26 protein-coding genes and 1 pseudogene are annotated in these 24,609 nt (G+C 42.2%); 6 read left to right on the top strand and 21 right to left on the bottom strand.

All coding sequences use genetic code 11. The features are described 5' to 3' along the window. Nucleotides 1–202 precede the first annotated feature (202 nt). Both F596_RS0104140 and F596_RS0104135 read right to left on the bottom strand, forming a co-directional pair. Nucleotides 203–541 (bottom strand): helix-turn-helix domain-containing protein, encoded by a 339-nt coding sequence (locus F596_RS0104140; RefSeq protein WP_019035971.1) that lies wholly within the window; start codon nt 539–541, stop codon nt 203–205. Between the two features lie 2 nt (nt 542–543). Then, a complete protein-coding gene (locus F596_RS0104135; protein WP_008450391.1) occupies nt 544–885 on the bottom strand; it encodes a type II toxin-antitoxin system RelE/ParE family toxin in 342 nt (113 codons plus the stop codon). A gap of 477 nt (nt 886–1,362) precedes the next feature. Here F596_RS0104135 and F596_RS0104130 point away from each other — a divergent pair, with 477 nt between their 5' ends. Both F596_RS0104130 and F596_RS0104125 read left to right on the top strand, forming a co-directional pair. Then, nucleotides 1,363–2,040: a DUF4468 domain-containing protein gene (locus F596_RS0104130; RefSeq protein WP_019035970.1), complete on the top strand. Its 678-nt coding sequence runs from the start codon at nt 1,363–1,365 to the stop codon at nt 2,038–2,040. A 124-nt stretch (nt 2,041–2,164) separates the two neighbouring features. Then, a complete protein-coding gene (locus F596_RS0104125) occupies nt 2,165–2,590 on the top strand; it encodes a hypothetical protein (protein ID WP_154648176.1) in 426 nt (141 codons plus the stop codon). Nucleotides 2,591–2,725: 135 nt separating this feature from the next. On the opposite strand, the gene F596_RS12225 is transcribed toward F596_RS0104125, so the two are convergent. From F596_RS12225 to F596_RS0104100, 6 genes are all read right to left on the bottom strand, one after another. Then, nucleotides 2,726–2,848, bottom strand: a complete 123-nt coding sequence (locus tag F596_RS12225) for a restriction endonuclease subunit S domain-containing protein (protein ID WP_262499662.1) — start codon at nt 2,846–2,848, stop codon at nt 2,726–2,728. A 181-nt stretch (nt 2,849–3,029) separates the two neighbouring features. Next, nucleotides 3,030–4,475: a pyruvate kinase gene (gene pyk / locus F596_RS0104120; RefSeq protein WP_008450246.1), complete on the bottom strand. Its 1,446-nt coding sequence runs from the start codon at nt 4,473–4,475 to the stop codon at nt 3,030–3,032. Nucleotides 4,476–4,495: 20 nt separating this feature from the next. Next, nucleotides 4,496–4,852 (bottom strand): hypothetical protein, encoded by a 357-nt coding sequence (locus tag F596_RS0104115; protein ID WP_019035968.1) that lies wholly within the window; start codon nt 4,850–4,852, stop codon nt 4,496–4,498. Between the two features lie 25 nt (nt 4,853–4,877). Then, nucleotides 4,878–5,624 carry a hypothetical protein gene (locus F596_RS0104110; RefSeq protein WP_019035967.1) on the bottom strand — a complete coding sequence of 249 codons (747 nt, stop codon included), beginning with the start codon at nt 5,622–5,624 and terminating at the stop codon, nt 4,878–4,880. Between the two features lie 76 nt (nt 5,625–5,700). Further along, entirely contained in the window at nt 5,701–6,795 is a 1,095-nt protein-coding gene (dinB, locus tag F596_RS0104105) for a DNA polymerase IV (RefSeq protein ID WP_019035966.1), read from the bottom strand. A 61-nt stretch (nt 6,796–6,856) separates the two neighbouring features. After that, nucleotides 6,857–7,381 (bottom strand): histidine phosphatase family protein, encoded by a 525-nt coding sequence (locus tag F596_RS0104100; RefSeq protein WP_019035965.1) that lies wholly within the window; start codon nt 7,379–7,381, stop codon nt 6,857–6,859. A gap of 82 nt (nt 7,382–7,463) precedes the next feature. Here F596_RS0104100 and F596_RS0104095 point away from each other — a divergent pair, with 82 nt between their 5' ends. The 3 genes from F596_RS0104095 to F596_RS0104085 all read left to right on the top strand — a co-directional run bounded on the left by F596_RS0104095 (nt 7,464) and on the right by F596_RS0104085 (nt 10,754). Then, nucleotides 7,464–8,105, top strand: a complete 642-nt coding sequence (locus tag F596_RS0104095; protein ID WP_019035964.1) for a DUF308 domain-containing protein — start codon at nt 7,464–7,466, stop codon at nt 8,103–8,105. Nucleotides 8,106–8,212: 107 nt separating this feature from the next. Then, a complete protein-coding gene (locus F596_RS0104090; protein WP_019035963.1) occupies nt 8,213–10,231 on the top strand; it encodes a transketolase family protein in 2,019 nt (672 codons plus the stop codon). A gap of 82 nt (nt 10,232–10,313) precedes the next feature. Next, the gene (locus F596_RS0104085) at nt 10,314–10,754 is read left to right on the top strand and encodes an RpiB/LacA/LacB family sugar-phosphate isomerase (RefSeq protein WP_008450458.1); all 441 of its coding nucleotides are present in this window, start codon (nt 10,314–10,316) and stop codon (nt 10,752–10,754) included. A 107-nt stretch (nt 10,755–10,861) separates the two neighbouring features. On the opposite strand, the gene F596_RS0104080 is transcribed toward F596_RS0104085, so the two are convergent. The 4 genes and pseudogenes from F596_RS0104080 to F596_RS0104060 form a co-directional block, all read right to left on the bottom strand. Beyond that, nucleotides 10,862–11,521, bottom strand: a complete 660-nt coding sequence (locus F596_RS0104080; RefSeq protein WP_008450369.1) for a four helix bundle suffix domain-containing protein — start codon at nt 11,519–11,521, stop codon at nt 10,862–10,864. A gap of 30 nt (nt 11,522–11,551) precedes the next feature. Next, entirely contained in the window at nt 11,552–11,707 is a 156-nt protein-coding gene (locus tag F596_RS11995; protein ID WP_019035962.1) for a hypothetical protein, read from the bottom strand. Between the two features lie 27 nt (nt 11,708–11,734). Next, nucleotides 11,735–12,628, bottom strand: a complete 894-nt coding sequence (locus F596_RS0104070; protein WP_008450324.1) for an RluA family pseudouridine synthase — start codon at nt 12,626–12,628, stop codon at nt 11,735–11,737. Nucleotides 12,629–12,804: 176 nt separating this feature from the next. Beyond that, nucleotides 12,805–13,560: pseudogene (locus tag F596_RS0104060) on the bottom strand (TonB-dependent receptor domain-containing protein); the annotation flags it as partial. Between the two features lie 298 nt (nt 13,561–13,858). On the opposite strand from F596_RS0104060, the gene F596_RS0104055 reads away from it, so the two are divergent. Continuing rightward, the gene (locus tag F596_RS0104055; RefSeq protein WP_019035960.1) at nt 13,859–15,526 is read left to right on the top strand and encodes a formate--tetrahydrofolate ligase; all 1,668 of its coding nucleotides are present in this window, start codon (nt 13,859–13,861) and stop codon (nt 15,524–15,526) included. A gap of 132 nt (nt 15,527–15,658) precedes the next feature. On the opposite strand, the gene F596_RS0104050 is transcribed toward F596_RS0104055, so the two are convergent. The 9 genes from F596_RS0104050 to F596_RS0104010 all read right to left on the bottom strand — a co-directional run bounded on the left by F596_RS0104050 (nt 15,659) and on the right by F596_RS0104010 (nt 24,608). Beyond that, nucleotides 15,659–16,423, bottom strand: a complete 765-nt coding sequence (locus F596_RS0104050; RefSeq protein WP_019035959.1) for a pilus assembly protein N-terminal domain-containing protein — start codon at nt 16,421–16,423, stop codon at nt 15,659–15,661. A gap of 15 nt (nt 16,424–16,438) precedes the next feature. Beyond that, complete coding sequence (locus F596_RS0104045) at nt 16,439–17,383, bottom strand: coiled-coil domain-containing protein (RefSeq protein ID WP_019035958.1); 945 nt, start codon at nt 17,381–17,383, stop codon at nt 16,439–16,441. 55 nt (nt 17,384–17,438) lie between these two features. Beyond that, entirely contained in the window at nt 17,439–18,287 is an 849-nt protein-coding gene (locus F596_RS0104040) for a hypothetical protein (RefSeq protein WP_020621403.1), read from the bottom strand. A gap of 329 nt (nt 18,288–18,616) precedes the next feature. Then, a complete protein-coding gene (locus tag F596_RS0104035) occupies nt 18,617–19,129 on the bottom strand; it encodes an isochorismatase family protein (protein WP_008450420.1) in 513 nt (170 codons plus the stop codon). A gap of 58 nt (nt 19,130–19,187) precedes the next feature. Then, nucleotides 19,188–19,613 (bottom strand): hypothetical protein, encoded by a 426-nt coding sequence (locus tag F596_RS0104030; RefSeq protein ID WP_019035954.1) that lies wholly within the window; start codon nt 19,611–19,613, stop codon nt 19,188–19,190. A gap of 18 nt (nt 19,614–19,631) precedes the next feature. After that, nucleotides 19,632–20,114, bottom strand: coding sequence for a hypothetical protein (locus F596_RS0104025; protein ID WP_019035953.1), 483 nt, complete (start codon nt 20,112–20,114; stop codon nt 19,632–19,634). Between the two features lie 164 nt (nt 20,115–20,278). Next, on the bottom strand, nt 20,279–21,595 hold the full coding sequence (locus tag F596_RS0104020) for a DUF4302 domain-containing protein (protein WP_019035952.1): 1,317 nt from the start codon (nt 21,593–21,595) through the stop codon (nt 20,279–20,281). A gap of 20 nt (nt 21,596–21,615) precedes the next feature. After that, the gene (locus F596_RS0104015) at nt 21,616–22,980 is read right to left on the bottom strand and encodes a substrate import-associated zinc metallohydrolase lipoprotein (RefSeq protein ID WP_019035951.1); all 1,365 of its coding nucleotides are present in this window, start codon (nt 22,978–22,980) and stop codon (nt 21,616–21,618) included. 29 nt (nt 22,981–23,009) lie between these two features. Then, complete coding sequence (locus F596_RS0104010; protein ID WP_019035950.1) at nt 23,010–24,608, bottom strand: RagB/SusD family nutrient uptake outer membrane protein; 1,599 nt, start codon at nt 24,606–24,608, stop codon at nt 23,010–23,012. Nucleotide 24,609: the final 1 nt, after the last annotated feature.

Raw genomic sequence — 24,609 nt, 5'->3', positions numbered from 1 at the left:
CCAAAAGTCAATCTGCGAAACACTCTCTTGAATATCGACAACATCAAAGTAGTCGGCAAGTACATCTGGAAAGATGCAACGTAATAATTGGTGATTCTTCATGATGCAAAGATAACAAATACTTATGAAATTATGTGCCTGAGAGGAGAGGGCTTGCAACTGGGTTTTAGGACTGACCCGAAAGAGGGGGGGGCATCAATATTTACCAAAGAGCCACCTTGCCTATTTTTCCTAAATCAAGTGATGCCGTTGATACTCCAAGAGCCTTGAACACCCTACTCATAGTGGGAATGCTTATGCTGTACCCTTTCTCCAATCGTGAGATTTGGGCACGCTTCACACCGATGCGCTCTCCCAATTCCTCTTGTGTGAGGTTTTGCTCGATTCTTGCTTTCTTGATGATCTCGCCTATTTGGAAAGCGTGGACTGCATCGGTAACGTTCCTTTCATGCTCGTCCCGGTCTGGAGTACCGATAGTCCCCAATGCCTCATCGAGCACTTCACCCATTGAATACACTTTGAATTTTCCTACTTTTTCCATATCTATTCTCCTTTTTCATTGAAATACTCTATTCTTATTCTCTCCGCCTTGACAATTTCCTTTGGTGGCGTCTTCTGTGTCTTTTTGACGATACCGTGAGTTGCTATCACCAACGTTTCATCTTTCGTGTCCCAAAAGGCAAACAGGCGGTATTGTATGCCATTGTAAAGAGTTCGGAACTCCCAAATGTCAGAGCCTTCCAATTTCTTGAACAACTCTGCGTTCTGCTCTCCCGATGCTATTCTGTGAGCATTGTAGAGTACCTTCTTCATTGGCGATTGAGGAAGACCAAGAACAAACTTCTTTGCTTCCTCAAGCATTACTAACTCAAATCCTTTTGCCATATAAGACTTTATTTGTTGGTACAAAGATCGTGATATGTTTACATAATATGAAACATTTAGGTTTGTTTTTGCTCCGTGTTACTGATTTTTAACATTCAAAAAACTACTTATCAAAAGCTATCTGTCAAAGCGTGTCTGTGTAGTGAACGCTTAGAGCATCATTAAATGCGTTTATTCGTCCCTTTACCTTGATGTTATTATGAACCTCGTCCTTTGTTTTTAACGTGACTCTTGCTTATTTCTGTAAAAAAGACCACTTGTCCCTAACAATATCTTCCAAACAATTCAAATAATCTTTTTCTTCCATATTGTTTAGTAGTTGAAATGATTTACAATACAAAGGTAATGTTTTTTTAAAAAATATTGAGACTTCACATTAATATGTATTAACTTTGCAGATATAAGTAAACCTCAAATTTCTTTTTTTTTAATACTAATCGGGTTATGAAGAAATTGTTATTGATGATTGCCTTTGTCATGGCAACAGTATGCGCAAATGCACAGATAATACGTTTAGACGAACTTGAGAAATATGCTATAGAGAGGTATGGCGGGGAATGGACATTGGATGGCTATGTGGAGTGGACAGGAGCCGCAGAAAAGATCTCAAAGAATGTTGAGCTCGACAAAAACAAAGCCATGACCTTCGTCCAGATAATACCTTGTGGCGGGCAGACGGCAAAGCAGCTTTACATAAACCTTAACTACTGGTTTACCGCTACTTTCATCGATGCCAACTCGGTAATAAAGCTGAACGACAAAGAAAACGGTGTCATCATTGCCTCGGGCTACATGGCAAACATTGCGGAGCATCTTGGGGGCATGAACTCTTACAACGTAAGCATAAGACCCGTTATAAGAGTGGACATCAAAGATGGCAAGATAAGGGTAACTTACTCTATAGACCATTACGACGTTACGATGCTTGAAGGAGGCGGCATCATAGCAGCTCTCTTTACAGTTATACCAGAAAGGATAGAACAGAAATGGCTGCTCGACCAGTGCTATCCCTTTGCCAAGAAAGATACGCACCAGGCTAAGATAACCTCGAGCAAGGCGTTTGTGATGTCTTACGCTTACTCTAACGTTTTGCTCGACAAGATAGAAGAGGCTGCCAAACACGGCTTAGTGGGTAATGAGAACGACAACTGGTAAAAAACACTGCATATAAAAAATTTTGGTGCTTTTGTTTTCCAATATCAATTAAATTATTATCTTTGCAAGCATATAAAGCTACAAAAGAAGAAGAGATCTAATTAAAAACAATATTATATATATAGTGGAAAGGAAAAATATTTTATCTCTTATGCTCGTTGCCCTTACCATGATGGTAACCTTTAGTGCATGCGAGAAAGACGACTATATAAATGATATAGATGATCGTGCTGTAATAGGCACATGGGCTATAACCTCTGTGGAGCAATACGCCTACCAATGGCAGGATGTAAGCCTTTACTCGAAGTATGGCGGCAGCCTGACTTTCTTTAGCGATGGCACTTTCATGGCAAGAGGCTCTTTAGGCTTCGTAAGAGGCACGTGGGACATAGACCGTGGCATTATAACTACCTATGTAGGAGGAGCTTTTTACAAAGAATTTTACCTTAGGTTTTCAGCTTTGTATAGCAACATCTTAGAGGGTAAGATAAAATTATTTGGCATCTACTACCCCGTAAGGTTTAGAGCAAGGAAAATTAGAAATTGGTAATATAAAAAAAAAGGCTGCTAAAGCCTTTTAGTAAAGAAAAAACATAGTATTTTTCCATGATTTCATAAAAATTTAAATTGATGACCAAGGGTCGCTTGCACGTGAGTGTAGGAGACCCTTTTTCTTTTCTATCCCTTAAAACGACAATAGCTCATCGCGATAATACTCATATTGCTTCCTGCGCAGCTCTATCTCCTTAGGTAGCCCCTCGCTAATAGAAGTGCATAAAGTGTCGAACTCCTCTAATAATCTTTGCACACTTCCCCGAGTGGTTTCCACTCTACGGCGGCACCGTTGAGCAAGCGTGATAAGTATTTGTGTAGTGTGTGTTGCATTATGAAAGAATAAGAAGACCTCCCTCAAGGAAAGAGATAAGTACGCTTTATGCGTAAGGAAGAAAATTTGTGTTACGCTCTTTCTAAAGGGAGGTAGAGAGTTTTTATTTTTTATCTTTTGCTTTATGGAACTTATACCTTGGGTCGAATACCTGCTTAAGTGTGTTTATCTCAAGATAGTTAGTACCTCCTTCGTGTGTGAGGTAGCCTCCTAAGTAAGCTATCTTGTCGTCGAGCTTTATATATCCTTTCTGTCGTAGCATACGCACGGCAGCCATAAACATGTGTTCGTTATCGGTGTGGTTAGCTAAGTGTACCGGTAAGACACCGTAGCTAAGGTTTAAGAGTCGCTGCACCTTATCGTTATAGCACATAGCAAGCACGGGGTTAGGACCACGGAAAGAGGCAAGGTGGCGCGCAGTGGCTCCTGTGGCACTGTCTGTAATGATACATTTCACACCTACCTGCTCGGTGGCTTCTATAGCACTTTTAGCAAGAAACTCTCTTTGGCTCTTGGTGTTGCTCACTGGCACGTCTATGTATCCTCGGCGGTGGTTGTCTTGCTCGGCAGTCTCGGCGATGCGTGCCATAGTCTGCACAGCCTCAAGGGGATACTTACCGCTTGCCGTTTCGCCGCTCAGCATGAGTGCGTCTGTGCTGCTATATATGGCGTTAGCAATGTCAGTAACCTCGGCGCGTGTAGGTCGTGGGTTTTCTATCATGGTGTGTAGCATCTGTGTGGCTACGATAACGGGTTTCTGTTTAAGAAGACATTTAGATATTATGTCGCGCTGAATGCCCGGTATCTGCTCTATTGGCACCTCTATGCCAAGGTCGCCTCGTGCTATCATGATGCCATAGGAAGCGTCTATAATCTCGTCGATGTTATCTACTCCTTCTTGGTTTTCTATCTTTGAGATAATCTTTATCTTAGAGTTGTGTGCATTTAAGATGTCTTGCACGGCGTGTACATCGGCAGCCGAGCGCACGAAGGAATGAGCAATAAAGTCGATATCCTCCTCTATGGCAAGCTCTATGTTAGCTTTATCTTTCTCGGTTAGGGCAGGCAGCTCTATATGTGCTCCCGGCACATTAACGCTCTTATGCGCACCTAAAAAACCCTCGTTCTGCACCTTAGCCACTACCTTATTGCCTTCGATGCCTGTTATAAGCATGTCGAGAGCACCATCGTCGAAGAGCACATGGTTGCCCACTTTGACATCGGCAGCAAAGTTAGGGTACGACAGGTCTATAACATCATGGCAGGTATCTTTCTCCGGGCAGCCCATGATGGTTACCTCTTCGCCGGTAAGATACTTAATGGGTGAAGGGCAGCCCGTTGTGCGTACCTCGGGACCTTTGGTATCTATGAGCAGAGCCAGCTTATCCGATACGGCACGGGTGTTGCGTATAATCTTACGTATACCCTCCTTACTGGCGTGGGCAGTGTTCATTCTTACTACGTTCATTCCTGCAAAAAACAGCTTACGAAGGAAGTCCACTTCGCAACGACGGTCGCTAATAGAACATACTATCTTTGTTTGTTTCATATCGTGAAAATATTATTTTATTATTTAGAAATTGCCGAAAATATTATATATAACAATGTATCACATAGCAGTATCGCCACCAAAACAATAACGAAGACTATGATAACCTTTAATCTCAACGACCTTTTTTCAGGCTTTCCTATAATAAGTGGCTCTTGGAAGGTGCCTAAATTATCTACTAAAGGCTGCACGGGTGCCTCTTTAAAGGCTTGCCCCTCTGCCCACTTACGGGTATCTGCTTCGCCCGCAAAGCTATATGGCGTTACCACTATAAGATCCTTAGCACAGTAAGGACACTTACACCTCGTCTTAGAGCCTTTGTCTAAGGAAAGGGTAAAACTTCTGCCGCATTGCTTGCAAACTACCTCATATTGCATCTTAGCTCACTCTTACATTAACCTTTTACCTTACATCGTCTATAAGCACCTCGCCATGATCTATGACCACCTTTACGTGCCTGAACTCCGTCTGCCCTCCCTCAGATAGGCGCACCTTGTACCATGTGTCGTTAATAGGGGTTACCCTAAGGTTGCGTATAAGCTCCTCATCGTTAGGCGAAGAGTTCATCATGCCAAACAGCCCCCACCACATCTGCCATGCATCGCCGTCGTTAGCCACCTCACCCGAAGAGATGAGCTGCTGGCAATAACGCGTGAGATACTTAGTGTAAAAGGTAGGGTCGCCATAAGGAATGACGGCTTTTTTATAGAAGTCGGCTAAAAACCTGCATACCCTTTGCTGCTGCTCCTGCTTTTGCTGTTCAGCCCTTTTGGCAGCTTCCTGCTGCTCTCGCGCCCGGAAAAGGGAGTCCTGATGTGCCTTGCGGCTTTCTTGTAGCTCTTTTATAGCAAGCTCTTCATGTGCTCTCCACTGTAAGAAGGCAAAGCTGCCTGCTCCGAGTGCTACTATTATGATGAGCACCACTAAAAGCACCTTTGACGCCTTTGACCCCTGCTTCTTAGCTATGGGCTGCTCTGTGGGTATACCTCCCTGCAAAGGGGCTTCATGCTGGGCAGGGCGCGCCACAATGGGCAAGCTTACAAAGAGCTCTTGCGAGCAATAAGGGCAGGTGCAATGCATCTCCTTACCGCCCTCGCCATTGATAAGGAAAGACTTTTCGCATTTATTACAAGTTACCTGATACTGCATAGCCTTGCTTTTTCTTGCAAATTTAATGATTTTCTTTCAGATTAGAAAACAAAAAGCACATTCCTTACGCTCTATTTTATCCCCATTCGCCCTCAAAGGGTAACCAGCCCTCTTTCCATAGGTGTTTATCCTTAGGCTTAGGCTCTATGGGGGAAGACACGGTAAGCCCCATGAGCCGAATGGGTCGGGCTTCATAGTCGGTCTGGTGAAGGAGGTGTTTGGCAAGTGGGAGAATGTCGTCTTTAGAGAGAATGGCAGTCGGCTGGGTAAGGCTACGGGTAACCTGCGTAGTGGCGTCCCACTTTATCTTAAGGGTTAAGGTTCTGCCCTGAAACTGTGTGCGCTCTATGCGGCTGACAAGCTCAAGAATGATGTGATAAAGCTCTATAATAATCTTCGACCCTATATGTATATCCTCTAAAAAGGTTTGCTCACACCCCACCGACTTACGTTCTTTATCTGCCACCACCTCGCGGCTATCCTCTCCGCGAGAGAAGTCGTAATAAGTATTGCCTGCCTTTCCGAAGACCTCTACAAGGTGCGCCCGAGACACTTTGCGTAGCTGCGCCCCTGTGAAGATACCCATGAAATGCATCTTCTGGGCAGTCTTCTTGCCTACGCCCCAAAACTTTTCCACCTGAAGACAGTCTATAAAGTCTTGTGCCTTGTCGGGGTGTACGAGGAAGAAGCCATTAGGCTTTCGCACGTCTGAGGCTATCTTTGCTAAAAACTTATTATAGCTAACCCCTGCAGAGGCTGTGAGGTGTGTCTGCTGGAAGATGGCTTGGCGTATCTCTTCGGCTATATCAGTGGCATAGAGCATACCTTTCTTGTTATGGGTAACGTCGAGGAAAGCCTCATCTAAGGATATAGGCTCTACAAGGTCAGTATATTCATGGAAGATGTCGTGTATCTGTGCCGATACGGCTTTATATACCTCCATGCGCGGACTAACAATATGTAGCTCCGGACACAGCCGCTTTGCCTTTGCTATAGGCTGAGCCGAGTGTACCCCATAACGGCGCGCCTCGTAACTGGCTGTAGACACCACACCGCGCGGACCATCAAAGCCCACTGCCACGGGCTTGCCCCTTAAGAAGGCATCGTCTCTCTGCTCTACCGATGCAAAGAACGCGTCCATATCGATATGTATTATCTTACGCCATTTCATCTATATCTTTTCTTTTACAAAAACATCTCTAAAGAGCGAAACATTTCTAAAGAGCGAAAGGTTATAAAATGAGCTTTCTAAGCTCTACGTTCTTCATAGGGGCTATCTCTGTCATAGGCTTTTTATAATATACGCTCTGCACAGCCTTGTTTATTATGCCATGCCCCACGGCAAGCACCTTCTTTTGTGGATATTGCTGCCTTACCCAAGAAAGGAAAGCGGAAGCCCTTAGCTTTAGCTCTTCAAGGGATTCTATATCTTTAGGCCAAAGGTCGGGATCGCTGAGATGAGCTAAAGAGGGTATATACATAGAGGTAAAGCTGCCCCAGTCTCTTTCGCGAAGTAAGGCAGTGGTAACTACTCGCTGCTCACCGCATGCAGCTGCAATAATCTTGCATGTGTGCAGACTTCTAAGCAAGTCGCTCGAAAGGAAGACGTCTATATGCTCAGAGGCTATGCTTTGAGCCATCTCTAATGCTTGCGAGATGCCTTTTTCGTTAAGCTGTCCCTGCGTTTGTCCCTGCATGATGTGTGAGGCATTGTCGAAGGTTTCGCCATGCCTAAGGAGGTATAACACTGTAGACATATAATATTGTTTTTTACAAAAGTACAAAAATATTTATGTTAAAATCCTTTGCGATAAATAATATTTTGTATTTTTGCACATTATGAAGGTATCTTATATTTCGGCTATCAGAGCCATTGCCGTGCTCGTTATCGGCATACTGCTTATAACTTATCGTGAGCAAATGATGACATGGTTAACCATAACCATCGGGGTGTTGTTTTTTATCTCTGGTCTTATCTCGTGCCTAAGCTTCTATCATGCCAAGGATAAAGAGAGGCGTATAGACGTAGAGGGGGTTGTTAAGCAAAAAGCCTCATGGAATGCATCGGTGCCGCTAACCGCCTTTGGGAGTATGTGTATAGGCTTAGCCTTAGCCCTAATACCTAACACCTTTATAAAGTGGATAGCCTACATATTAGCAGTGCTACTACTCATAGGTGCTATTAACCAGTTTATAAACATATCTACCACTCGCCGCTATGGCCACGTGCCTTTCTTTTACTGGCTCTTTCCTACGGTTACATTGGTAGTGGCTGGCTTTATACTTTTCAAGCCCATCACAGAGGCTGCTCTGCCCCTTATGATAATAGGGTATTTGGCTGTGTTCTATGGCATTATAGAGATAGTAATCTTGCTTCGCAGCCTGAGTGTAAAGCGCGCCTTTGAGAGCCAAAACCCCACTTATACTGCCACTCCTATAGAAGACGACATACAAGACGTAGAGGCAGAAGAGGTGGAATAAGCTACGAGGAAAGAAATGTTTTTTTTAAATAAAACAGATATTTCGTTTCTGTGTTATCTTTTTTTTCTATATATTTGCACTAAATAAAAATTTAAATCAAGCCTATTATGAATTGCAAAGAGTTGATGAACCGTGCAGCGGACAACATCAGAATCTTATCAGTATCAATGGTAGAGAAAGCTAACTCTGGGCACCCAGGAGGTGCTATGGGTGGTGCCGACTTTATCAATGTGCTCTTCTCGGAATTTCTTGTCTACGATCCCGACCAGCCATTATGGGCAGGTAGAGATCGTTTTTATTTAGACCCTGGTCATATGTCGCCAATGCTTTACTCTGCCCTTACCCTACAAGGCAAGTTTACCATTGACGATATTAAAAACTTTCGTCAATGGGGTTCTGTTACTCCGGGACACCCAGAGCGCGACTTAATTCATGGGATAGAAAACTCTTCCGGCCCTCTTGGTCAGGGTCATGCCTATGCTGCCGGTGCCGCTGTGGCAGAAAAGTTTTTAGAAGCACGTCTTTCAAAGGCTATGATGCAGCATAAGATATATACCTACATCTCTGACGGTGGTATACAGGAGGGTATAAGCTCTGAAGTAGGCAGGCTTGCAGGCAACCTTGGGCTAAACAACCTTATAATGTTCTACGACGCTAACGACGTGCAGCTATCTACGGCTTGCGGTGCAGTGTCGTGCGAAGATACAGCAATGCGTTACAGGTCATGGAACTGGAACGTAATAACCATCGACGGTAACGATGTGCAAGAGATACGGCAGGCTCTCAATAATGCTATTAACGAGCCAGAACGCCCCACACTGATAATTGGCAATACCATAATGGCTAAGGGAGGCATTAAGGCAGACGGCACAAGCTATGAGGGAAGTGTGAAGACACATGGAGCGCCCTTGGGCGGGGAAGCATACCTTAACACGGTAAAACACTTAGGTGGTAACCCCGAAGATGCTTTCCAGATATTCCCAGAGGTGAAAAAGCTATACGACGATCGCAAGGAAGAGCTGCGCCGCATAGTAGCCTTACGTCATAAGCAGGAGGAAGAATGGCGGAAACAAAACCCAGAGCTATCGGCACAGATGGACGAGTGGTTCTCTAAGAAAGCCCCTAAGATAGACTGGAGCTCTTTAGAGCAAAAGCGCGACATTCCTACCCGAAACGCATCGGCAGCTTGCCTTGGGATACTTGCCCAGCAAGTGCCTAACATGATAGTAGCCTCTGCCGATCTTAGCAACTCTGATAAGACAGATGGGTTCCTTAACAAAACTCACTCCCTTGTAAAAGGCGATTTCAGTGGTGCTTTCTTCCAAGCAGGGGTATCGGAGCTTGCTATGGGCTGTATGTGTATAGGAATGATGCTTCACGGTGGTGTGATATCGGCAATGGGTACTTTCTTTGTTTTCTCAGACTATATGAAGCCCGCAGTGCGTATGGCAGCCTTAATGCAAGTAGCAGTAAAGTTTGTGTGGAGTCATGATACCTTCCGCGTTGGCGAAGATGGTCCTACACATGAGCCTGTGGAGCAGGAAGCACAAATACGCCTTATGGAAAAGCTTCAGAACCACAAGGGCAAAGACAGCCTTAGGGTGTTCCGTCCTGAGGATAGCGATGCTACCACCGTATGCTGGCAGATGGCTATGGAGAACATGGAAACACCTACAGCCCTGATCTTCTCACGACAAAACGTTAAGAGCTTGCCACAAGGTAACAACTATGACGATGTGCGCAAAGGAGCTTATATAGTGAAAGGATCTGATGAAAAGTTTGATGTTATACTCTTGGCAAATGGCTCTGAAGTATCTACCCTTGTAGATGCTGCCACCCTGCTACGCAAGGAAGGCTATAAGGTGCGTGTAGTAAGTGTTCCTTCAGAAGGGCTTTTCCGTAGACAAAGCAAGGAGTATCAGCAAGAGGTGTTACCTTCTGATGCTAAAATATTTGGTCTCACGGCAGGCTTACCAGTAACCTTAGAGGCATTAGTAGGCGCACAAGGAAAGGTATATGGACTAAAGAGCTTTGGCTTTTCGGCACCATTTAAAGTGCTTGAAGAGAAACTTGGATTCACCCCTGACAATATCTTTAAAGAAGTGAAAAAATATATTTCTAAATAATATTTTTATAAACCTGAGCTTTTCTTTTTAAGGCAGACTAACCTCTAACCTTTTAAAGAAAGCTCATAATACCTAACAGCTTATGGAAATAAAGACTATCGGAGTAGCTTGCGACCATGCAGGTTTCCCATTGAAGGAGTTTGTTATTCAGTATTTAGAAGAACATAAATATGCTTATAAAGACTTTGGTTGCAACAGCGACCTAAGCTGCGACTATCCCGACTACGCACACCCACTGGCAGAAGCATTAGAGAAAGGCGAGGTTTACCCAGCCATTGCTATCTGCGGTAGCGGCGAAGGTATGGCTATCACTATGAATAAGCATCAGGGTGTCCGCGCTGGCTTAGCTTGGAACAAAGACATAGCAGAACTTATACGACAGCATAATGATGCTAATGCCATAGTATTACCTGGCCGCTTTATAGATAATAAAACTGCCGAAAAGATACTTGATGCTTTCTTAAAAGCTACCTTCGAGGGTGGTAGGCATCTAAGAAGAGTAGAAAAAATAGCTATCAGATAAAATTTTCCTTTTCCTATAGCTACTAGGTTTCCTAGTAGCTATAGGACAACTAGTACTACTAGGACAACTAGCACTACTAGCACTACTAGTACCCCCAGCCCCCACTACTAACCCTTTTTCTCTTTCAAAAGCTCTTTTAGCCTTTTTATTTCTTCCTTTAAAGCAGCATTTTCGCTTTTTAGAGCTTTCATCTGGCTATCTATCTTTTGTCTATAGCCTGTGCGGGCAGCATACATACGCTCTTTAAGCCCTCCTTGCTCTATAAAACGCTTCTGAAGATAATCTAAATAACTACACATCATCTTATCTGTGATATGACACACCGAAAGAGCTATGTTACAAAACTCTTCATCTGTACACTTCTCAACGATAGGAGCATAGTCAGCATAAGCGTTATGCAAACGACAAAAACTTAAAAGAGCATCATAGCGTGGGTGAGCAGAACCCCATGTAACAAGCCTACGTGTGTTAAGATAGTCTTCATAGTCTTGACGCAGCTCTTGCAAGCTGCTACGAGCCACATTCAAAAGGCGAAGTTCCATCTCTGTAGAAGTCTTGCCGTCTTCAGAACCCTCTACAATGTTCTGCTTGCCAGAGCGAGCAGCTTGCACCATCTGGTCTACAGTACGGTCGCCATAAGGAGGAAGAAATCGCTTACAAAACACAAAAGTCATCTGATAGAGTGTGTCCGCCTTCTGATAAAAACGTAGCTTCTTCCAGTCTATACCATCATAAAACACCTTCTGCCTGTTATTGTCTGCTTCCATATAGAGTTCCCCCACCTCTTTTGTTTTTTGTTATACCACTCCTAAAAAGTGTATAGCCCAATAGCCCATACCAAGCATTATAAGCCCTACTATAAGACGAAAGATACACCCTGTTATCTTCTTTATTAAGATAATGCCTACCACTAAGGCTATAAGTAAGGCAATAAAAGTTTCTATACTTTCCATAATCTAACAATATAGAGAAAGACCTCTTTACTTTAACAAATGACGGAATAATGGCGGAATAGGCGTTTCAAACTCCATGCGCTCATGTGTTACCGGATGATAAAAACAAAGCATAAAAGCATGAAGACAAAGCCTTCCTATAGGATCGTCGCCGTTACCATACTTTGTATCGCCACACACAGGATAGCCCATATCGGCAGCATGCACACGAATCTGATTCTTACGACCCGTCTCTAACTTAAACTCCACTAAAGAATAGCTTGCCGTTGTGTCTATAGTAAAAAAATGGGTTACGGCATACTTTCCACCATTATCCACAGCACTGCTATAAGTAACATACGACTTATTGTCTTTTAACCAGTTTGCCACCGTACCCTGCTGCTGCATCAGCTCACCACTCAACACAGCTACATAACGGCGGTCGTACACTATGTTGTGCCAATCGTGCTCTAAAAGCTGCTCGGTCTGCATATCCTTAGCATAAACCATCAGTCCAGATGTATCACGATCTAAACGATGCACCACATGAGCCCTGCAATGCTGCTTGCTCTTTTGAAAATAATCGTCTAAAACACTCTTAACATTCAAAGACGAATGGCCTGCTGCCATAGACAAAATACCTACATTCTTTTCTATTACTACAAGATACTTATCCTCATAGACCAGCTTTACATACCTGCTTTTAAACTGATCGTTCTTCTTGCTCTTGCTAATAGATATTTTGTCGCCAGCCTTGAGCTGATAATCGTACTGGGTAACAATCTTACCATTTACCTTAATGCCTCGATGCTTAAGTGTAGACTTTATCTTTGTCTTTGTCCTTCCACCATTAGCTTCCAACCATTCTAACAAGCCCATGGGGGCTTTTACCATCAGATGGTCGTATTTATCTTGCATATATGTTTTTACCTGCTTTACCATAATGCAAAGGTAAGGAAAAAGAAACAAATGATAATAAAAAGAAAAACAAAAGAAACATATCTCCCCCTTACTATAGCAAAAGGTGATGCTTTAATCACTAAAGCATCACCCTTCTGTAATCAACAATTATCAGAGAGAACTTTAAAAAACTTTTGTTGATTATAACGTGTGTGTGTTTATAATTTTATACTAACACCAGCATACCATGTAGCACCATAAACAGGAGCATACATAAAGGCTGCATCATCAAGGTGTTTTTCATCCTGAATGTAGCTAAAGATATTCTTACCACCTGCATAGATAGTGAATACACCTAAACGCTTGGAAGCGCGGCAATTAACTAAAACAAATGGTGAGGTGGTCTTTATCTTAGAGTTCTTAGCAACTTCGTACTTAACAGCAAAACGAGGATTGAACGTTGTAGCAGAGAAAGAAGTTGAAGGGAAAGCACTATTTTGCTTTTCAAAAGATTTATCAGATAGATCCTTGTCTATATCATACTTCTCACCAGAAGAGTGGCTGTCTAAACGCAGACCAGGCACTACGGTAAGTTTTGGTGTTATGTTCCATTCGTCTTGTACAAACAATCCCCACTCATTAGCGTGCTTCTTACTTGTAGAGAAATATTCCTTACCATAAAGAGGGGCCTGCTTAGAGTCCTCATCAGAAACAATGTAAAGACCCGTCTCATGCAAGCGAGTAAAGTATCCTTGCACACCTCCTAATCTCCATACAATCGACATTGTTAGTATAAAGCTGCTGCAAACCATACACACCAGCCAAACCAGAATATATAGGCTCACCATCTAACAACACCTGTGTATGCTCTGCACCTAAACCCTGCATCGCACCTCAGAGAAGTTGCAGAACTGGCATTGCTGCTCTACCCTAATGCCCAGTAAACCCTCTAAAGCATCGTAAAGGTTTTGAGCCATTGCTGCTATAGATAATAATGATGAGAAAATAAAAAGAAAAAATCTACTCATAACTTTAATTATTAGAAATTTTATAACCTACTTGATATCTTTTCTTAACATGCAAAGGTAAAATGTTATTTTCCACATCACAATACTTAAATCTTGGTAAAAAACACATTTACATAAAGGCATATTTATACCTAATTATAAGTATATAAATATATAAAAAAAAAGCTCTGTTAAATGTTGATTGATATAATATTTATAACTATCTTTGCTGCTACTAAAGTATAATTTTGTATAACAAACTATTATGAAATCTGACATTGAAATTGCACGCTCATGTAAGCTGCATCGTATCGAGGAGGTAGCCTCTTCGATAGGTATTGATAACGACAGTATAGAGCAATATGGTAAGCACATTGCAAAGGTAAAGCTCGATGTTATTGATGAAAAGAAAGTGGCTAAGAGCCATTTGGTGTTAGTAAGTTCCATCTCGCCTACTAAGGCAGGAATAGGCAAAACAACGGTAAGCATTGGGCTTTCGATGGCTCTGAACAGTATGGGGAAGAAGTCCGTCTTGGCTTTACGCGAGCCCAGCCTTGGCCCATGCTTTGGCATGAAGGGAGGAGCTGCTGGCGGTGGCTACTCACAGGTAGTGCCTATGGAGAAGATTAACCTCCACTTTACTGGCGACTTCCATGCCATTACAAGTGCTAACAACACCATTGCGGCATTACTCGACAACTACATCTTTCAACGTCGTAAAGAGGGATTTCGCCTAAAACAGATATTATGGCGTAGAGTCATTGACGTTAATGACAGGAGCTTGCGCAGCATTGTCTCGGGCTTGGGAAGCTCTGTAGATGGCATTCCTGAACAGACAGGGTTCGACATTACACCTGCAAGCGAAATAATGGCAGCCCTATGTTTGGCAGACAGCTTGGACGACTTGCGACGCCGTATAGAAAACATCGTCTTAGGCATTACCTTCGACGACAAACCCTTTACAGTGAAGCAGCTCGGAGTAGCCGGAGCTATAACAGTGTTACTGCTCGATGCCATCAAGCCTAACCTTGTGCAGACCTTAGAGGGTACGGCTGCTTTTATACATGGTGGTCCCTTTGCTAACATTGCACATGGCTGCAACAGCGTTTTAGCTACTAAGATGGCAATGACGGTGAGCGATTATGCTATTACAGAAGCAGGCTTTGGTGCTGACCTCGGAGCAGAGAAGTTTATGGACATTAAGTGTAGAAAGGCAGGTCTTCACCCCTCGGCAACAGTGCTTGTAGCTACTCTTCGTGGGCTACGACTACATGGAGGCATAAAAGAGGGAGCTACACCTCAAGAGACTACACAAGCTATGATAAAAGGGTTTGAAAACCTCGATAAGCATGTAAAGAACATGCAAGCCTTTGGTCAGCCCGTAATAGTAACCCTTAACCGCTATGGCGACGACTCTCAGGAAGACATATCCCTCTTAGCCGAACATTGTAAGGAGTTAGGCGTGGGCTTTGCTGCCAACGACGTGTTTGCCAAAGGTGGCAATGGAGCTAAGGAGCTTGCACAAGTACTCGTAGACACCATAGAAAGGCAAGGGGCTAAGAAGGTAAACTTTGTATATGACGACAACGACACCATTACCGAAAAGATAGAAAAGGTATGTAAAAACATATATGGTGCTAAGGCTATAGTTATGGGGAAGAACGCCAAAAAGAAGCTCGAACGCATCAAGTCGTGGGGCATGGAGAGCCTACCTGTGTGCATAGCAAAGACACAATACTCCTTTAGCGAAGACCCTACACGCTATGGCGTGGCAAAAGACTTTGAAATAAACATACGCGACCTTGTTATAAACGGCGCTTCTGAAATGATTGTTGCCATAGCAGGAGATATTATGCGAATGCCGGGATTGCCTAAAGTGCCACAAGCACAGCACATAGACCTTATTAACGGCGAGATAGAAGGATTAGCCTGAAAAGAAAGAAAACTTTCTTAAATAAAGAAAAGTATAATAAAAACCCCCTTTTTAAAAGAAGTGCCTTACCTTATATATATATGGTAACCTTCTCTTAAAAAGGGGATTTCCTTTTTCCCGTCTTTCTCAGTCTTATTTCACCACTACCGTTATTTTACCTGTTCTGCCTTCGCTGTCATTTATAGTTACAGTAGTAGTACCTTGCTTACGAGCTATTAGCGTTATGCTCGAATCCCATATAGATACCTGTACTATTTCAGTATCATAGTTAGATGCATGATAAGGGAACTTGCCCGACTGCACGTTTAACGACTCTTTTGCCTTCGCGCTGCCCATTGTTAGCTCTACCTTAGACTTGCTTAACCTCAAGGGCTGAAGCTTAGGCTTACCATTATCTACCACTACAGTAACCCTTGCCTCGCTTTTATTCTTATCGGTTACTATAATTTCTGTTTTACCCTCTTTAAGACCTGTAACAGCAAACGATTTTTTATCTTCAAGTAATTTTGTTTGAGCTACTTCCTTATCTACAACATTTATATCGTAAGGAGCTTCACCGTTTTCTATAGTTACATTTACAGTTTCCATAGATTTCAGCTTTAACGATACTCGGTTTAGCATCATAGGCTTCTTCTTCTCAGGTTCCTGATTGCCTTCAGGCTTCTTCTTTTCAGGTTCCTGATTGCCTTCAGGCTTTTTCTTCTCTGGTTCCTGACTGCCTTCAGGTTTTTTCTTTTCTGGTTCTTGACTACCTTCAGGTTTCTTCTTTTCTGGTTCCTGCTGCTCTTTGTCGCTTCCCGGAATATTTTCTATTTCCGATTTACCACACGAGGTAAAAAGAATAAAAGACCCGCATAATAGGCTTAAAGCCAACTTTGATAATTTTATTGCTTTCATATTCATTTCCCTCCTTTATTCTACTGTTACCTCTACTACTCCTGTCTTACCTTTCGCATCGGTTACTCTTATTTTGGTTTTGCCTTTATTTAAACCTGTAACAGCAAATTCATTTTTATCATTATAAACTTTTACAGCAGCTTTAGTTCTATCCTCTGGAACTACTGTATAAGGAGCTACACCGTTTCCTATAGTTACATTTTTTGTTACAATTGGTTTCAGCGTTAGCGTAGACGAAGATAATGTCAATTTCTTTGCTGCTTCCTCCTGCTCTTTCTTCTTTCTTGCAGCCTCTTCAGCTTCTTTCTGCTTCTGTCTTCTTGCAGCTTCTTCCTGTTGCTGCTTCTGTCTTCTTGCAGCTTCTTCCTGTTGCTGCTTTCTCTTTAGCTCTTCCTGCTTTCTTCTTGCTGCTTCCTCCTGCTCTTTCTTCTTTCTTGCAGCCTCTTCTTGCTGCTGCTTTCTCTTTGCAGCCTCCTCAGCTTCTTTCTTCTTTCTTGCTGCTTCCTCTTTCTTTCTTTGCTCTTCTTTCTGCTTTTCTAACTGCTTTTGCTTTTCAGCTTCCTCTTGAGCCTTTTTCTTCTCAGCTTCCTCTTGCTGCTTTTTCTTCTCTGCATCAGCTTGCTCCTGCTCCTTCTTCTTCTTCTCTGCGTCAGCTTGCTCCTGCTCCTTCTTCTTCTTTTCAGCGTCTGCTTGCTCCTGCTCTTTCTTCTTCTTTTCAGCGTCTGCTTGCTCCTGCTCTTTCTTTTTCTTCTCTGCGTCAGCTTGCTCCTGCTCTTTCTTCTTCTTATCTGCGTCAGCCTGCTCCTGCTCTTTCTTCTTCTTATCTGCATCAGCTTGCTCCTGCTGCTCTTTATCGTTGCCTGGAATATTTTCTATTTCCGATTTACCACACGAGGTAAAAAGAAGAAAAGATCCACATAATAATAATAATGCTAATTTTGAAAAATTGATTGTCTTCATCTTGTTTAATTTTTTTTTAATTGTATATTAATACTTATATATAGCAAACCCTCTTTTATTGCACAGTAACCTCTATTACTGCTACTTTACCCTCACCATCAGTAACCTCTACCTTAGTGCTTCCTTTTGTAGAACCTGCTATTAATATGTTATCGTTACTAAAACTTACTTGTAAAATCTGTGCCCCAATTATCTTATGCTTATAAGGACCCTTACCGTTAAGGATTCTTACTTCAGCAATGTCTTTATAAGGCACTGTTATCTTGTTTTTATCCACCTGTAAAGGGCTTGGATTTTTCTCTGTTATTGTTACAAATAATAATTTTTTCCTACCTTTACTATCTTCTACCCTTATATTACCAGAGCCTTTAAATTTTCCTTCTACTGTGAAAAATTTATCATCTCCATAAATTCTTGCAACTACTGGAGTCATATTCTCAAATACCTTATAAGGAGCATCACCATTTAAGATGTTTACAGTTTTTATCTCGTTTATTTTCACTGTCAGAGTTTCCTGACTTAATTTAAGCTCTTCTTGCTTTTCTTGCTGCTTTTTCTTTTCTTCCTCCTCTTTCTTTCTCTTTGCTTCTTCCTCCTGCTCTTTCTTCTTTCTTGCAGCCTCTTCAGCTTCTTTCTGCTTCTTTTCAGCTTCTTCTTTCTTTCTTTGCTCTTCTTTCTGCTTTTCCTCCTGCTGCTTTTTCTTTTCAGCCTCCTGCTGCTCTTGTTCTTTCTTCTTCTTATCTGCCTCCTCTTGAGCTTTCTTCTTCTGAGCTTCTTGCTGCTCTTGCTGCTCTTTATTGTTACTTGGGATATTCTCTATTTCCGATTTACCACATGAAGTAAAAAGAAGAAAAGACCCACATAATAGGATTAATACTAACTTTGGTAAATTGATTGCTTTCATTTCGCTTATTAATGTTTAAAAAAAAATTGATAATAGCTTGTTATATTCCGATAAAAGTTCCCTTTCTCTTTACTTAGGGAGCTTGCTTGCAGCACACTTCTGCGGAACCTCTAAATCTAATTGCGGCGCAAAAGTAGTTATTTTGTTTTTATTACAACAATGATTAAATGTTTATTCTTTTTTATTTAGTTTTTTGCACACTTTTAACCCTTTTGTGTACAAAAACCGAAATAACGAACACTATAAGTGGGCTTTTTACCAAAAACAGCACTCTGTTATGCTAAAAAACCTTTTATTCTCAAAGCATCATACAGCCCCTCTCCACTGCTCTATGCTATCTTTGGAGAATACTTTTCTAACACGTTTATCATATCTTTGCCAAGCAAAGAGCTTAAGTCCTTAGCAGTGTTATATACACAAACATCACCTGCTAAGCCACACACATCTATCTTATCTATCTTTAATGCCATTATAAGCCTACTTAAAACAGCAGCGCCCCTCACGTTTCGCATTATAGAATATTCGTCCCTCTCTATGCTATCGCCCTTATATAACAATGTAAAGCCACCACGCACCTCGTTAAGAGCCTCAAGGATAGGCTCATAAAGGGCAGCACCTACAGAATGTTGCACACAGTGTCTTGGCCACTCACCACCCTCAGGCTTAAAGGAAGAATGATGATAAGGGTGCCAGTCGGCTGTTACTACGCGCAAGACATAGCTATCCTCTTGCTCACGGATATAGCTCGCAAGACTATTCATAGCCTCTACAGCACCGGGAACGGGTAACGACCCTGACACAAAATCTACCTGAGGATCTACCACTAACAACATCTTTCTCATATCCTTCTACCTACTAAAGCTTTTACTCCTTTATATATAACACTACCCATCGCGCTTTTCATTCCACCTTCTCTACCTTAGGCACACTAATATCTGGCACTACCATGTCAGCCTTAGACGCCGACTGCTGTGAAGGCTTTACCTCGCCCTTATCCTCATCAGGCACGCTCGGCACTATAAGATCTTGCGCACGCTCGCCCTCTTCCTGCTTCCTTATAGCTTCCTCGCGCTTAGCTTTCTCTACACGCCTTTCCACCTGCTGCTTTATCTTTATAGTGTCGGCATCGGTAACATCGGCTTTCCTTACGGGCTTAGCTATACCTATAATGTCGCCACTGGTATTAACAACATATTTCCTGGGAGGCATCTTAGGACGTGTTTCCATAAGATAACCCAGCAAAACCGCACCTAAAGCTAACGCCAAAGCACAAGTAGAAACTACATACTTATACGATGGGCGGGGCTTGTTACTTTTCTTTTCCACTGCTTTATATATATCTCTCTATTCTGTTATCTGTACACAATAAGGTAATGGCTGATGAAGGGTGAGAAAGGTAAAGGTAGGCTCGCCGTCTAAAGTGCAAACCATAGGGCCTGCACCGCTCTTTACACCACTGCCCATATCATAGCCCAACGCCTTTACCTCAGAGGCAAGCTCTTTAAAGACTGCCTTGTTAAACACATATATATATAGGGCAGAGCCGTCTACTGAAAACATAACATAAGAGGAAGTACCCTTAGAAAACCTTGTGGGAAGAAAACTTGCCGTAAGGTCCATATTACGCACATAGTTATAACACTTACCATAACTATCAGAAGAAACACCCTTATATACATAGCCCAACTTTAGCAAGCTACCTCTTACAGCCACACTGCTTTTCTGCTTAAAGATACGCGCTGCCTCACGCATAGATACTACACCACTTTGAGCTGCTAACGACATACTTACAAAAGCACTAAAAGCAAAGAGCACTATTCTTTTCATATCTTAAAAATAAAATATTTCTTATTAACCTTTTCTCTTAAATGCAAATATAAAAATTATTTTCCACTACTACAAAAAAAACACATTAAAAAAGGCGCATATATAAGCCTTTAGCTTTATATGCACCTTTTAAAAAAGAATTTATCTAAACTGCCTCTTCTTAGTTACTTCCCAAAAGGAAATTCCACTGCTTTGGCACTTAATACCACTACATTCTTTGTATTATCTTTCTCGGTAAACGTTAGCACAGTAGGCTTCTTAACATTATCTGCTGTGATAACCCATTCCTTAGTAAGCAGCTTTGGAGTTGGCTTACCACCTGTCATCTCTACAGTACCTGCAAAGATATATGGCATGAACATATAAGATTTTGTGTTATTAAAATACCACTTACCGTTACCATCACCGTCATTAGCATAGGTGAGCTTAATGCCATCTTTACCTACATAATCATAGTTCATATACATAAAGCCACCATACTTACCTGATCTGAAGCATATAGCAAACTTATTATTCTTAGAATCTCTCGTAACACCAATAAATTTTAATGCTTCACCACCTAAATCGGCTTTCGACTTTGGTAACAAGCTTGCAAACTTCTGAGGTAAGCCACCACACTTTGAAGGGTCTATATACCACTCGCCCTCTGTAAACTGCTCGTTTAAAGGCAATATAAACTGCTTTAAGGTAACGCCCTTATCCTTAAACTCGGCATACTCGCCTTCGCTGTTTTCAGGATATTTAAAGCCTGTAAGCACCTTACCATTAACGGTGTAAGGCTTGTAAAAGTGTATGCCGTCGGGCTTAACGATGTAAGGCATTAATACGTCTTTATGATTACCGTCCTGAGTCTTCTCAACAAGGGTTATGGTATGATTTAAGCCCTTTGCACGCTGCGTATCTTTACCTGCAGCATATTCATACCATTCGGTTATCATATCATCAGCTACCTTATGCACTTGGGTAAGATAGTCTTTCCAAGAAGTCTTCTCGTCCATGCGCACCATAACTACCTCTACCTCGTGCTTCTTACCTGCAAGGAAGATGCTGTCTGGGGTTACACGCATTACACGATACTCCACCTCACCAAGCATTCCGTCGTTATCAGGAACAGGTGCAGAAAACTTATGGAACACCTTATTATAAGTATCGAACGACAAAAGCACACCCTTACTCTGTGTTACAGCGTAATGGGAAGTGGCACTCTCCTCTACGCTCTCCTCGAGCTCGCTTGAGGCAGTAACCTTATTGTCATCGCCAAACTTTAACAACACGTTATATCCACCAAGAGCACTCTTACCAAAGAACTCCAGACACCAGCCGTTTTTAGCTGAGGTAAGCACGTCTTTAGTGTGTTTTATCTCTTCATTAATACGCTCGGTTGCCGACTTACCGAAAACATTATCCTCCTCGTTCTTACAAGAAGAGGTAACAGCAAGAAACGCTACAAGCGCAAAGCCTAAACTATATAATTTTTTCATATTACTTATCCTCCCTATCTTTATGGTAATTTGGTTAAATCCATCGTCTCTGCTTCTTTCGACTTTCTTAACACTGCCTCACGTATCTTGTCAAGGTCTAAGCCCCAGCTATCCTTTAGATAAGAACGGATAATATTGAGCTTCTTTAGTATAGCCTCCTTACCAGAAGCATCTACTACAGGCAACTTCTCATATTCAAACACTGGAATCTTATAATAAGCATAAACAGGCTTGCCATGCTCGTCGTAAACAGTTTTACCAGCTTCGTTCTTTTCATATTCCAAATCGCCGTCGGTAGGCTCTGTGATAAGCTTAGGTTCGCCATTCTTGTCGAAATAAGCAGCCACTACCTTGCCGTTCATATATCCGTACACTACCTTGCCCTGGTCCTTGTATACAGGTATCTTCTTGCCACCTTCTGTCTCAAAGTATTTATAGCTGCCGTCAGAGTTTTTCTCGTAAATGATATTACCCTTAGCATCTCTTACAGGAATAAGATCTCCTGTGTATTTATCGGTAGCATAAATCTTATTACCCTTTTCGTCCTTAGCATATACAAAGTTGCCATTCTTATCGCGCTGATAAACAGGCTGATTGGCTTCGTCCCTCTTAACCACTACACCATGATTAAGAACGTCTTGCCATGCCTTTTCGGTAAGGGTAACGTAGGTAGAGTATATCTCGGCAATATCCTCTCGAGGCTCCATAGAAGCATATCCGGTAACGAAACCTTCTTTAGGAGAGTCCTCGTCCTTTACGTTTACCCAGTCTTGATTATGATACTTACCGGCAGAAATAGTCTGAAAGTCGGTAGAGTAATTCTTAGTCTGGTTAAGAATGTGCATAAACTCGTGATGCATGGTGTGGAAATACCAGAAGTTAAGGTCGAGCGGAGTACGTTCTTTAGGCTCGTAATGGTTGTCCTGATTAATGTAAACCTTCTTAGGGTCGAGCTCGTTTACACGATACAGCGTTACCATAATACCACCCTCGGCAGTACCTAAGGTAATAGAGCCGTTCTCTTTTACCTGTGGCGAACCTATGAGATGGAACTCGCGGAAACACTTCTGCTTAAGGAAATCCTTTCCTGCTACCTCTTCATAAGCGTCCATCCATACCTTCTTTATTAAGATGGCAAGAGCCTTCGACTTCTCTTCATCGGCTGGCACAACGTTATACACAGAGTGTGCTAACTTGTCTACATACCTATAGTTAAACCTAATGTTATAAGGCTCTGTATAGTTTTTTTGCAACCATTGTCCAAACTCGGAACTATCCACATCCGTGTCGGTAGTAACCACCGACTGTTCGCTAAGAGTTTCCTCACTACAAGCATACGTAAGTGATAAGAGACCTGCGAATAATAATATCTTTGGAAATTTCATAATTTATCTTATCTTAATATGTAACTAAATTATCTTGGATTAGCTTCCAATGCTCCCGTAGTAGCTTTTAGAACGTCTTCAGGAAGCTGAAGAGCCAAACGCTTATCACCAGCCTTAATAACTATAGGGTCCTCGCCGTCGCGCTTGTGGGTGTACTCTATGCCGTAACGCTTCAAGTCCATAAAGCGAAGACCTGTCTTCCACGTTTCTATACGGCGCATGTGTAGCACGAGCTGTATGAAGCTTGTCTGCTTACCAGCCTCTACGGTAAAGCCTTGTGGGTTTAAGTGCTTCTTTAAGTTGCGCTCAAGAGGTGTTTCTGGTGTAACAGCCGATTCTGGAAGTTTATCCATAAACTCTACTACGCTCTCCTCTGTAAGCACAGGACGCTTTATTAAAGCACTACCGCCAAACACCTTTGCCGACTCGGCACAGTGGGCACCTATCCAATAGTTCATATCACGCACAGCAGCAGCATAGTCTTTTTTCATTATCTCTGCCTCTGCACGCACTAATAACGTTTCGTCGGTAGAGAAAGCTACGTTTACTATATGAGGAAAACCCGTCTGGTTAATCTTATCAGTTACCTCAAAGATTTCCTGCATCTTAGGGAAATTAGTGTTTGGTGCAGCACCAAAGATTCTTCTCGACTCGTAAAGAGTACTTTTCTGGTCGTTAGGCATTTTACCTTCTTCCCAAGGAGCTAAAGCCCAGAAAGTTTCATATTTTAATATTTCCAAGTTATGAGCATAGCGATCGTAAAGAGATATACGTCCCATGAAAGAGTAAGCCGTCTGAAGCATGAGGTTAGCCTTCTCGCCAGAGTTGATATACATATTAGATATATCCTTAAGACCTGCTAAGCTTTTATAATTGTCCATCTGTCGTAGTGATGCAGAAGGGTCTACACCAATAGCCTCTGTGGCGTACTTTATAGCTTTATCATAATTGCCATAGTAAAGGTTAAACCGAGCAGCAAAAGCGTATGCAGCCTTACGGTTAAAGTGATACTTAGGCACAGCCAGATAGCCATCGTCTACCATAGGCAGAGCAGCCTCTATGTCGGCATTGATGTTTTCGTAAAGCTCTTTTAATGTGCCACGACTGCTTACCTCCTTATCAGCCACCTTAGGATAAGGCAAGCCAAGATATTTATCTGCCTTTGTAGGATCGTATGCCATACAAAAAGCATTCGATATAGAGAACACGCCATAAGCACGTTCTAACAACGCTTCAGCACGCAAAGCATCTGCCTGCTTGCCTGTTTTCTTTTCTAAAGCCTTTAGAGCTTGGTTAGCAGTACCCACAGCCTCATAGGTAGAGTTCCAAAGAAGAGCAGGGTCGTCGTTACCACGACGGTTGTCGTCTTTAAAGCAATACATGTCCTGCATAGCAGGTGTGTAGTTATACGCCTTACCATTATCGGTAACATTGTCAGAACTCATGTACATAAGCATACATGGTAGCTTATTGCTCAAACCTGTAGTAAGCAAAGACTGTATCTTGTCTAAGCTGTTAAGGTTAGCACGATCGTCAGGAAGCGTATCGAGATAGCTATCGCAAGAGGTAGACAGTGATAGCGTACCTAATGCAAACATACATATTGTTGTTAATTTTGTTATCTTCATA

Source organism: Prevotella amnii DSM 23384 = JCM 14753, from assembly GCF_000378745.1.
In the GTDB taxonomy this organism is placed as follows: domain Bacteria; phylum Bacteroidota; class Bacteroidia; order Bacteroidales; family Bacteroidaceae; genus Prevotella; species Prevotella amnii.
This window is presented reverse-complemented; position numbering and strand designations above follow the sequence as displayed.

Bases quoted from the DNA above. Each gene is read 5' to 3' on its own strand.
- F596_RS0104140 (WP_019035971.1), bottom strand. From the start codon at position 541: ATGGAAAAAGTAGGAAAATTCAAAGTGTATTCAATGGGTGAAGTGCTC.
- F596_RS0104135 (WP_008450391.1), bottom strand. From the start codon at position 885: ATGGCAAAAGGATTTGAGTTAGTAATGCTTGAGGAAGCAAAGAAGTTT.
- F596_RS0104130 (WP_019035970.1), top strand. From the start codon at position 1,363: ATGGCAACAGTATGCGCAAATGCACAGATAATACGTTTAGACGAACTT.
- pyk (WP_008450246.1), bottom strand. From the start codon at position 4,475: ATGAAACAAACAAAGATAGTATGTTCTATTAGCGACCGTCGTTGCGAA.
- F596_RS0104115 (WP_019035968.1), bottom strand. From the start codon at position 4,852: ATGCAATATGAGGTAGTTTGCAAGCAATGCGGCAGAAGTTTTACCCTT.
- F596_RS0104110 (WP_019035967.1), bottom strand. From the start codon at position 5,624: ATGCAGTATCAGGTAACTTGTAATAAATGCGAAAAGTCTTTCCTTATC.
- dinB (WP_019035966.1), bottom strand. From the start codon at position 6,795: ATGAAATGGCGTAAGATAATACATATCGATATGGACGCGTTCTTTGCA.
- F596_RS0104100 (WP_019035965.1), bottom strand. From the start codon at position 7,381: ATGTCTACAGTGTTATACCTCCTTAGGCATGGCGAAACCTTCGACAAT.
- F596_RS0104095 (WP_019035964.1), top strand. From the start codon at position 7,464: ATGAAGGTATCTTATATTTCGGCTATCAGAGCCATTGCCGTGCTCGTT.
- F596_RS0104090 (WP_019035963.1), top strand. From the start codon at position 8,213: ATGAATTGCAAAGAGTTGATGAACCGTGCAGCGGACAACATCAGAATC.
- F596_RS0104085 (WP_008450458.1), top strand. From the start codon at position 10,314: ATGGAAATAAAGACTATCGGAGTAGCTTGCGACCATGCAGGTTTCCCA.
- F596_RS0104080 (WP_008450369.1), bottom strand. From the start codon at position 11,521: ATGGAAGCAGACAATAACAGGCAGAAGGTGTTTTATGATGGTATAGAC.
- F596_RS11995 (WP_019035962.1), bottom strand. From the start codon at position 11,707: ATGGAAAGTATAGAAACTTTTATTGCCTTACTTATAGCCTTAGTGGTA.
- F596_RS0104070 (WP_008450324.1), bottom strand. From the start codon at position 12,628: ATGGTAAAGCAGGTAAAAACATATATGCAAGATAAATACGACCATCTG.
- F596_RS0104055 (WP_019035960.1), top strand. From the start codon at position 13,859: ATGAAATCTGACATTGAAATTGCACGCTCATGTAAGCTGCATCGTATC.
- F596_RS0104050 (WP_019035959.1), bottom strand. From the start codon at position 16,423: ATGAAAGCAATAAAATTATCAAAGTTGGCTTTAAGCCTATTATGCGGG.
- F596_RS0104045 (WP_019035958.1), bottom strand. From the start codon at position 17,383: ATGAAGACAATCAATTTTTCAAAATTAGCATTATTATTATTATGTGGA.
- F596_RS0104040 (WP_020621403.1), bottom strand. From the start codon at position 18,287: ATGAAAGCAATCAATTTACCAAAGTTAGTATTAATCCTATTATGTGGG.
- F596_RS0104035 (WP_008450420.1), bottom strand. From the start codon at position 19,129: ATGAGAAAGATGTTGTTAGTGGTAGATCCTCAGGTAGATTTTGTGTCA.
- F596_RS0104025 (WP_019035953.1), bottom strand. From the start codon at position 20,114: ATGAAAAGAATAGTGCTCTTTGCTTTTAGTGCTTTTGTAAGTATGTCG.
- F596_RS0104020 (WP_019035952.1), bottom strand. From the start codon at position 21,595: ATGAAAAAATTATATAGTTTAGGCTTTGCGCTTGTAGCGTTTCTTGCT.
- F596_RS0104015 (WP_019035951.1), bottom strand. From the start codon at position 22,980: ATGAAATTTCCAAAGATATTATTATTCGCAGGTCTCTTATCACTTACG.
- F596_RS0104010 (WP_019035950.1), bottom strand. From the start codon at position 24,608: ATGAAGATAACAAAATTAACAACAATATGTATGTTTGCATTAGGTACG.